The sequence below is a fragment of the Maricaulis sp. D1M11 genome, from assembly GCF_047308265.1.
In the GTDB taxonomy this organism is placed as follows: Bacteria; Pseudomonadota; Alphaproteobacteria; order Caulobacterales; family Maricaulaceae; genus Maricaulis.
The window spans coordinates 331,201-339,391 of record NZ_JBKQWY010000007.1 but is presented as its reverse complement, the minus strand read 5'-3'; the positions used below and the strand labels follow the sequence as shown (position 1 = coordinate 339,391).

The 8,191-nt window shown below is 61.5% G+C and carries 6 protein-coding genes; 2 read left to right on the top strand and 4 right to left on the bottom strand.

Going from position 1 to position 8,191, the window contains the following annotated elements; genetic code table 11:
- The 3 genes from RMQ97_RS12575 to bla form a co-directional block, all read right to left on the bottom strand.
- On the bottom strand, positions 1-2,814 hold a 2,814-nt coding region (locus tag RMQ97_RS12575; protein WP_413661234.1), incomplete at its 3' end, for an ankyrin repeat domain-containing protein.
- An 88-nt stretch (positions 2,815-2,902) separates the two neighbouring features.
- The gene (locus tag RMQ97_RS12570; protein ID WP_413661233.1) at positions 2,903-3,301 is read right to left on the bottom strand and encodes a hypothetical protein; all 399 of its coding nucleotides are present in this window, start codon (positions 3,299-3,301) and stop codon (positions 2,903-2,905) included.
- Between the two features lie 184 nt (positions 3,302-3,485).
- The gene (bla, locus tag RMQ97_RS12565) at positions 3,486-4,418 is read right to left on the bottom strand and encodes a class A beta-lactamase (RefSeq protein ID WP_413661232.1); all 933 of its coding nucleotides are present in this window, start codon (positions 4,416-4,418) and stop codon (positions 3,486-3,488) included.
- A 96-nt stretch (positions 4,419-4,514) separates the two neighbouring features.
- Here bla and RMQ97_RS12560 point away from each other — a divergent pair, with 96 nt between their 5' ends.
- On the top strand, positions 4,515-5,327 hold the full coding sequence (locus RMQ97_RS12560) for a helix-turn-helix domain-containing protein (RefSeq protein ID WP_413661231.1): 813 nt from the start codon (positions 4,515-4,517) through the stop codon (positions 5,325-5,327).
- Here the strand turns inward: RMQ97_RS12560 and RMQ97_RS12555 are convergent, their stop codons facing one another.
- A complete protein-coding gene (locus RMQ97_RS12555; protein WP_413661230.1) occupies positions 5,328-5,786 on the bottom strand; it encodes a response regulator in 459 nt (152 codons plus the stop codon).
- 170 nt (positions 5,787-5,956) lie between these two features.
- On the opposite strand from RMQ97_RS12555, the gene uvrB reads away from it, so the two are divergent.
- On the top strand, positions 5,957-8,125 hold the full coding sequence (gene uvrB, locus RMQ97_RS12550) for an excinuclease ABC subunit UvrB (protein WP_413661229.1): 2,169 nt from the start codon (positions 5,957-5,959) through the stop codon (positions 8,123-8,125).
- The last annotated feature ends 66 nt before the right edge of the window (positions 8,126-8,191 follow it).

The following is an 8,191-nucleotide window of genomic DNA, read 5'->3' as shown; positions in this document are numbered from 1 at the left end:
ACCGCTCTGCATATCGACCTGACGAACCGCCTCGCCCCGCTCGGCATCGGAAAGAGCCGCCAGAAGGCGTTCCACCACCTCCACATGACCATTCTGCGCCGCCTGCAAGAGCGGGAAGCCGCCATCTTCGTGGCATTGCCTGACCGCCTCGCTCCGCTCATCTTCAGGCAGTGCTGCAAGCAAGGCCATCACCACCTCCACATGCCCCTCCTGCGCCGCCATCAAGAGCGGGAAGACACCGGTGTCCGGATCGACGAATCTCGCCGTGGCTTCGCGCTCGCGTTCATCAAATTCGGCCAGGAGGGTTCGAACGGTCACGACCTGACCCGTTGCAGACGCGGCAAGCAAGGCCCGGCGGGATTCCCGCATCGACAGCTGGGGATTGAGATCGTCCAAGGCTGCCCTGATACGGGATATCCAGCCGGACAATCCGATCGCGGCAAAACGGATGAGATCTGATGCTAGATCCTCAGTTGATTTCCCGGCCAGATAGGTCACAAGCTGGGCCTGGCCTTCGGGCAGGAGTGCTACCAGCTGATCATACTCCCCATCCAGTTCCAGATCGGTCGCATCTTCCGACAATCGCGCCAGAAAATCGGCTGTCGCCCCGAAATTGACCCGCCAGCCCATATCAAGAATCGGGCCGACATCGCGCGCCATATCCAGCGGTCGCCCCCCCACGCACTGGCGATAAAAGTAGAAAAAGGCCAGTTCACCCACCAGGTCCGGCTCCCGGGCCATGACGGGTGGCCAGGCCGCTGCGGGTGTCGGTGTCGCGACATCACGCCCCAGCACCATCCAGGCGTGGTGCAACGTGTCGTTATACCGGGCGCGCAACCCGAAGCAGTCGTTTTCGGCATCGAGCAGCGCTGTTTGAATACGGGGCACGGCAAGATCCACTTCACCCGTCAACAGAGCCAGATTAGCCAGCCGCACCGCTTCGACGGGTATCTCGGCAAGGCCTTGCACAGGCCACTGCCGCTCGACTTCCATATCGAGGGCCAAACGGATCATGGCGGCCAGTGACCGCTCCCCTCTGCTGCCATCTTCGGCCACAACATCCGCAAAAATCATCGCCAGAAGAGGACGTTTCGCCCGGTCCCGCGCTTGTCCGCCCTGCCCCACCGGACGGCTCAGATGATCCCTCAAGTCGTCGATCTGAGGCTCCGAGAGCTGGTTCTGACCCTGGCTCTCGCGCCAAGACTGGGCAATCGCAACCAGCTCCTCCAAAGCCAGCGGTGGCAAGGCCAATGCAGATCGGGGATTAAAACAATGACCTTCCAGCGTCTGGACATCCGACGATTTTTTGCGAAGTTCCTGATACCAGACCGCTTGCGAACTCCCTCCTTGCTCCGCTCGGTCCCGCCTGTAGGCCGACCGGTCGATCAGAAGCACGCGTATTGTGGTACCGAGCGTGTTCTCGCGATCGCGGATCGAGAGCGCTTCCAACAGCTTAGACACACCCGTCGCCTTTTCCTGCGAAGACACATAGTCAATCACGATCAGCGTCGGCCGAGGGAAGTCGAGCTGCATCCAGTCAACCCGATCGGCGGACAGATCCGCCGCATTGAGGAAACCTGCCTGCCAGTTTCTTGCCAGACATTCCCGTACCCATTGAAGGGCGAGACGGCTTTTACCATGCCCGGCATCCCCGGAGATCTGCCACCACATGAATTTTTGGTCCGTCGGCAGGCCATCGGCCGTCTGATTCCCATGAGTAAAAACGTCAAGTTGGTCCAGCACGTCCTCTCGCCCGGTGAACTCAGACCGTTCAGCGGTATAGGCCAGCTGGATAAAATAGGCCGGTTCCGGACCATCATAGGAAGAGACAGACGGCGGTCGGCCGGATCGATGAAGCCGCAAGGGAGGCGCCAGCAGGTTTTTGAGCCCCGCCAATTGAGACGAGACCTCACCAAGCGCGTCCAGAGTCTGAGTTCGCCCCCGGCTTACCTCATCCACCAGATCAACAATCATGGCTTCAATGGCCACGGTGCGCTGGTAAGACTCCGCCGCATACCGCAGCAGAACCAGTTTGGCGTTGTGGTCATTCTTGCTGTCTGTCAGCAGGGCGGACAGATAGCGCGAAAACACGACCGACCATCCCTTGGCCTTATCTCTCAGGGCTTTAATAAAGGCTGCGCCGCCGAATTGATCAGTCCCGCTCAGACGACGCGTTGCAGGTATCGCCCGCAGCTCCTCTACGATCTCATCGATGAGCTGATCCGCCATGCAAGCCTTGAACTGATCAAACGCGTCTTTCGAGGCAGAGGCGCCGTGTTCACCGGGCGGAGCGGACAACACACCGCCAAGATGTTGCAGCAAACGAACCTCGCGTTCGGAGAATTCATGCTGGACCGCATCCGCCAGACCCAGCGCCTCTCTGACCTTGCCGATAAAGCCTTTAGGTGCATCTGCCTCGGACGCAAAATCGGTTGGTGGGTTGAGGATCTTGTCTTCTGCGAGCTCTTTGATGGCTCTCAGCGTGCTGTTTTGTCCGAAGGATTGGCCGGAGCGATCCAGCTGCTTCGCGATGTGCAGCAGGGATCGCCATTTCGCCTCATACACCAGGGCGTGCAATCCATGGGCATGACTGACATCCACACCCTTGAGCGCGGCATTACGATCGAGCAGGCTATCACCGGCCTTGATGGCGAGATAGACGCCAGCTGTGACACCAAAATCGACAGTGGTCGTCGCATTGAACAGAAGCGGCAAGGCGACCGCTTCGCTACGAGGCAAGCGGCTCAAAAGCCGCGATTGGGCCAGCTCTCTCGCGTTTGGAACCTGTTCCAACAGGGTTGCGACATCCACCATTCCATCTGCCCCGGCTTGCACACGCCAAGGTTAGACAGAGTTATTCCACGCGGGCAAGATCGTCCGAAGATTTATCAACCCCTTACACTCATGAGGCAGCGGGGGCGCGGCGGGGCCAGGTGACGCCGATAAACAGGGCCAGGAAGCCCAGATTATAGAGCGCATTGATCGGCACACCGCTGAGCACCGACCCTGTGCTGTCGACCACATACCAGGCGATCCCGCCCCAGCGAATGGCGGAGGCAAGCGAGGCGTCGCGCGATAATCTCCAGATCATCACACCCCAGCCGACCATCAGCCCGCCCGCGATCGAGGCCAGAAGACGGAAGACCGGATCCTCGGCCAGGGGATAGCCGTCGAGCGGCAGGAAGATCAGATCCGCCATGACATTGAGCGGTCCGGCGAGAACAGGGGTCGATCCAGCGGCAGTGACCCCGCCGAACACGATCAAAACATAAGCCAGGGGGGCAAAACGGGCAGGCATCATCTGTCTCTCCAGTCTGGCGCTCCCCGGATCATCACGTGTCGGGTGGGGCGCTCACATCGATGCGCGCAGACAAACCCGGAGCGGGTCATCAAAACAATGACCTTGGAGGTCATGATCCTCGTACGACTGTGCTGATGCGGACGATCTGCCAGGATCTCAGGGTCAAATCTTCAGGGCCAAACCTTCAGGGCTGGGGAATGGGCAGGAGTTCGAGCATGACCGGCTCTGTCGGCACGGCCTGAGTGTGAAGCCCGATATCCGCCAGCGCTGCCGCGATCAGCCGAGCCAACACAGCATCACGTGCAGTCAGATCCAGCTCGGTCTGGGTCAAAAACGCCGTGAGGATGACCGGCGCACGCCCTTCAATGCGAATAAGCGCCACATAGGACCGGCTGCCCTCGCCGCCGGCGCCGGAGCGGTCCGCGATCTGCCAGGTCGCAGGCGCCTGGTCCCGCAACAGGCGGCGCGAGACCTGGTTGGACGCCATCCATGCGATCAGCTGGTCCTGATCCTCCATGCTCAGAGCCTCACCCAGCAGGTGGCGGGTATAGCTGGCGAGCAGGGCCGAGGGTGTGGTGGTGTCGCGCACATCGCCGGGCAGCGCCGAATTGAGCGCGGTTTCATAACGATCGAGACGTGTTTCCGCATCACCGCTTTCGCGCAGATAGGCGGTCAGCGCCGATGGTCCACCGATGAGTTCCAGCAGGATATTGGCGGCGGTGTTGTCACTCAGCCGCAATGCCGCGGCGCAGGCCTCTCGCCCGGACACAACCTCGCCCGTCCGCGGCGCCATTAGCGGTGAATAGGCCACCACAGCGTCGGCATCGAGCACCATGGAGATTTCCCGTCCACCCGCCCGGCGGCTCTGATCGAGATAGGCCGCGCAGGCCAGAGGTTTGAACGTCGACATCATGGCGAAACGCTCGCCCGCTCGCCAGGCCGGGCCTGTGCCCTTGCCCGCATCCAGCACAGCCAGTCCGACACGCCCACCGGTCTGCGCCTCGATCTCGCGCGCCACTTCGGCCACGGTCTGCGCCGCAACCGGACCCGTCCACAATATAAGCCCGGCCATCCAGCCGAGTACGCCTGCAAGTCCCTGACCCATGATACCCGTCATCACGTCACTCCCCGCGGCGGTCATGTGGTGCAAATGCGCCAAAAGAATGACCTTGCAGGTCATGGATTTCATGCAGGGTGTGGATACACTCGGCGCATGACCCGTCTTGCCCCTGCTCTTCGCCCCGCTGATTTTGGCCCGATCCTGCGCGACTGGCGGCATCGACGCCGGATGAGCCAGCTCGATCTGTCGCTGGAAAGCGGTGTGTCTGCACGCCATCTCTCCTGTCTGGAAACGGGAAAGGCCTTGCCCAGTCGCGAGATGATCCTGTGCCTAGGGCGCACGCTCGACATGCCGCTGGGCGAACAGAATGGCGCTCTGGAAGCCGCCGGTTTTGTGCCGGTCTATCCGCAGAGCGACTGGCCGGATGAGGCGCTCGATCCGGTACGAATGCAGTTCGAACGCCTGATGCAGCTGCACTCACCCTATCCGGCAGTGATCCTCGACACCTACTGGCGGGTTGCGGGCACCAATGCGGCCGGTCGCCTGTTTGTCCCGCCGGTGCAGGAGGGTCAGCCACCCGCCTCGCTGATCGATCTCTATCTCGACACGCCAGAGCTGCGCGCGCGTATTCTCAACTGGGATGAGCTGGCCGTGGCCTTCCGCGCACGACTGGTCGCCGAGGCCCGGGCGCTGGGCGGGGATGCGCAATTGCAATCCTATATCGCCCGTCTCGATGCCGTCTCACCCGAGGCGCGTCTCGCTGGACCGGCCTCGGCCGACCTGCCCTGCTTGGCCCTGAAGTTTGATCTGGGAGACCGGGTACTCAGCCTGATGTCGGGACTGATGCAGATGTCGACCCCGCTCAATATCGCCGTGACCGAGATCAAGCTGGAACTGTTTTTCCCGGCGGACGCCGAGACAGAGGCATTTTTCAAGACCATGGCGGATCCAGCACCGCCAAGATAATCAGCTGCCGCGACGACTCCAAACCACCTCGGTCGGGGCTCCGGCGGCTTCAGTTTTTTCCCGCCGCGCAGCAATCGCCGCCAGGATACGCTCGGCCAGGCGTTCCGGACGCACCGGCTTGACCAGATATCCATCCGCACCGGCATGGGCGGCCGCCTGCACAATCTCCGCTTCCGCATGAGCCGTCAGGAGGATGACCGGCAGGTTGACCTGTCGCGGATCAGCCGAGCGCCGCATGCGCTTGAGCAATTTCAGACCGTTTTCATGATTGAGTTCGTAGTCGAGCAGCAGGGCATCGCAGTCTTCACGACCGAGGATTTCTGCCGCCTCATCCAAGGTGCCGGCCTCATAGACACGCTCGCATCCCTGGCCTTGCAGAAGGCGGGACACAAGCGTCCGGATCGCGGATACATCTTCCACGATCAAAATCCGCATACCATCCAGAGATTGTTGGTTCATGACACCACACCCGACTCCTGTCACCGGTGCACCCTAACCCAAGGCGGTTAGCAAACGGTTTCCCCGGCGAACCTTTCTTGCCCGGAGCTGTCCTGACAGAAGGCCCTCCTGACACAGGGTTGGCAGGAGCAAGGCTTTCACCCGTGGCAGTCGGGAGCTATATCCTGTTCATGGCCAAACTCACTGTCGACGATACCCTCACCGCCCCGGAAGACTTCATTCTGGATGTGGATGCCTTGCCTGTCCCCGAGGATGTGGCGTGGACACCGCACCGCCCTGCCCGGCCGGACAAGTCGGAGGGCGGTCTGCGCTTCCAGTGTGCCTCGCCGTTTACACCCCAAGGCGATCAGCCCCAGGCCATTGAGGAACTGGTCGCCGGGCTTGAAGAGGGCGAACGCGACCAGGTGCTCCTGGGCGCGACCGGAACCGGCAAGACCTTTACCATGGCCAAGATCATCGAGGCGGTGCAGCGCCCGGCCCTGATCCTCGCGCCCAACAAGACACTCGCCGCCCAGCTCTATGGCGAGTTCAAGGAGTTCTTCCCCGCAAATGCGGTGGAATACTTTGTCTCCTACTATGACTACTACATGCCGGAAGCCTATGTGCCGCGCACCGACACCTATATCGAGAAGGAAAGCTCGATCAATGAGGCGATCGACCGGATGCGTCACGCCGCCACGCGCTCCATCCTGGAACGCGATGACGTGATCATCGTCTCCTCGGTCTCGTGCATTTACGGCATCGGCTCGGTCGAGACCTATACGGCCATGACCTTCGAGCTCAAACCCGGGGAGATGATGGATCCGCGCGCCGTGATGCGCGGCCTGGTCGATCTGCAATACACGCGCAATGACGCCAATTTCATTCGCGGCACTTTCCGCCTGCGCGGGGACAGTCTGGAAGTCTTCCCGGCCCACTATGACGACCGGGCCTGGCGCATCACGTTTTTTGGCGATGAGGTGGAGGCGATCACCGAGTTCGACCCCTTAACCGGCAAATCCCATACCGAGCTCAAGGCCGTCAAATTCTACGCCAATTCCCACTATGTGACGCCGCGCCCCACGCTCAACCAGGCCATTGTCCAGATCAAGTCCGAGCTCAAGACGCGCCTGAAATGGATGGAGGAGAACGGCCAGCTCCTCGAAGCCCAGCGCCTGCAACAACGCACCGAGTTTGACATTGAAATGCTCGAAGCCACTGGCTCGTGTGCCGGGATCGAGAATTACTCCCGCTATCTGACCGGACGCAAACCCGGCGAACCGCCGCCCACCCTGTTTGAATACCTGCCTGAGGATGCGCTGATCTTCGCTGATGAAAGCCATGTCTCCATCCCCCAGCTCGGGGCGATGTATCGCGGGGACTATAATCGCAAGAAAACCCTGGCCGATCACGGCTTCCGCCTGCCCTCCTGCCTCGATAACCGTCCGCTCAAATTCGAGGAATGGGAGGCCATGCGACCCCAGACCGTGGCCGTGTCCGCCACGCCCGGCCCCTGGGAGCTCAACCAGACCGGCGGTGTGTTCACCGAACAGGTGATCCGCCCGACCGGCCTCATTGATCCGCCCGTGGAAGTGCGGCCCGTCGCCAAGGATGGGGCCAGCCAGGTCGATGATGTCATCGACGAGGCGCGCGCCAATGCCCAGCGGGGTTATCGCACCCTCATCACCACGCTCACCAAGCGCATGGCCGAGGATCTCAGCGAATACATGCACGAACAGGGGCTTCGGGTGCGTTACATGCACTCCGATGTCGATACGGTGGAACGCATCGAGCTGATCCGCGATCTGCGCCTGGGCACGTATGACATCCTCATCGGCATCAACCTCCTGCGCGAGGGTCTGGATATTCCCGAATGTGGCCTGGTGGCTATTCTCGATGCCGACAAGGAAGGGTTCCTGCGCTCGGAGACCTCGCTCGTCCAGACCATTGGCCGCGCAGCCCGTAATGCCGACAGCAAGGTCATCCTCTATGCCGACCGCATCACCGGCTCCATGCAACGCGCCATGGACGAGACCGAACGGCGGCGGGTGAAACAGATCGCCCATAATGAGGCGCATGGCATTGTCCCGCGGACCGTCACACGCGGCGTGTCCGATATCCTGGAAGAAGTGATGGAAAGCCAGGCCAAGGGGCGCAATGTCGCCGCCAAAGGCCGCGGCAAGCGTTCAACCGGCAAACCCTCAGGTGTGGCCGAGAGCCAGGCCAGTTTCGAGGCGGGCGAGAATCTCACAGCCGTCATCGCGGATCTGGAAAAACGCATGCGCGAAGCCGCTGCGGATCTGGAGTTTGAGGAGGCCGCGCGGTTGAGGGATGAGATCCAGAAGCTGAGCGGGGGGTAGTGGGTTGGCCGCCTAAAGGGACAGCGTTTCAGAGAAAGCCGGGCCTCTTCTCGAAGGTGCCTAAGG

Excerpts from the sequence above, each read along its gene's own strand:
- uvrB (WP_413661229.1), top strand. The coding sequence starts at position 5,957 with ATGGCCAAACTCACTGTCGACGATACCCTCACCGCCCCGGAAGACTTC.
- bla (WP_413661232.1), bottom strand. The coding sequence starts at position 4,418 with ATGACGGGTATCATGGGTCAGGGACTTGCAGGCGTACTCGGCTGGATG.
- RMQ97_RS12560 (WP_413661231.1), top strand. The coding sequence starts at position 4,515 with ATGACCCGTCTTGCCCCTGCTCTTCGCCCCGCTGATTTTGGCCCGATC.
- RMQ97_RS12555 (WP_413661230.1), bottom strand. The coding sequence starts at position 5,786 with ATGAACCAACAATCTCTGGATGGTATGCGGATTTTGATCGTGGAAGAT.
- RMQ97_RS12570 (WP_413661233.1), bottom strand. The coding sequence starts at position 3,301 with ATGATGCCTGCCCGTTTTGCCCCCCTGGCTTATGTTTTGATCGTGTTC.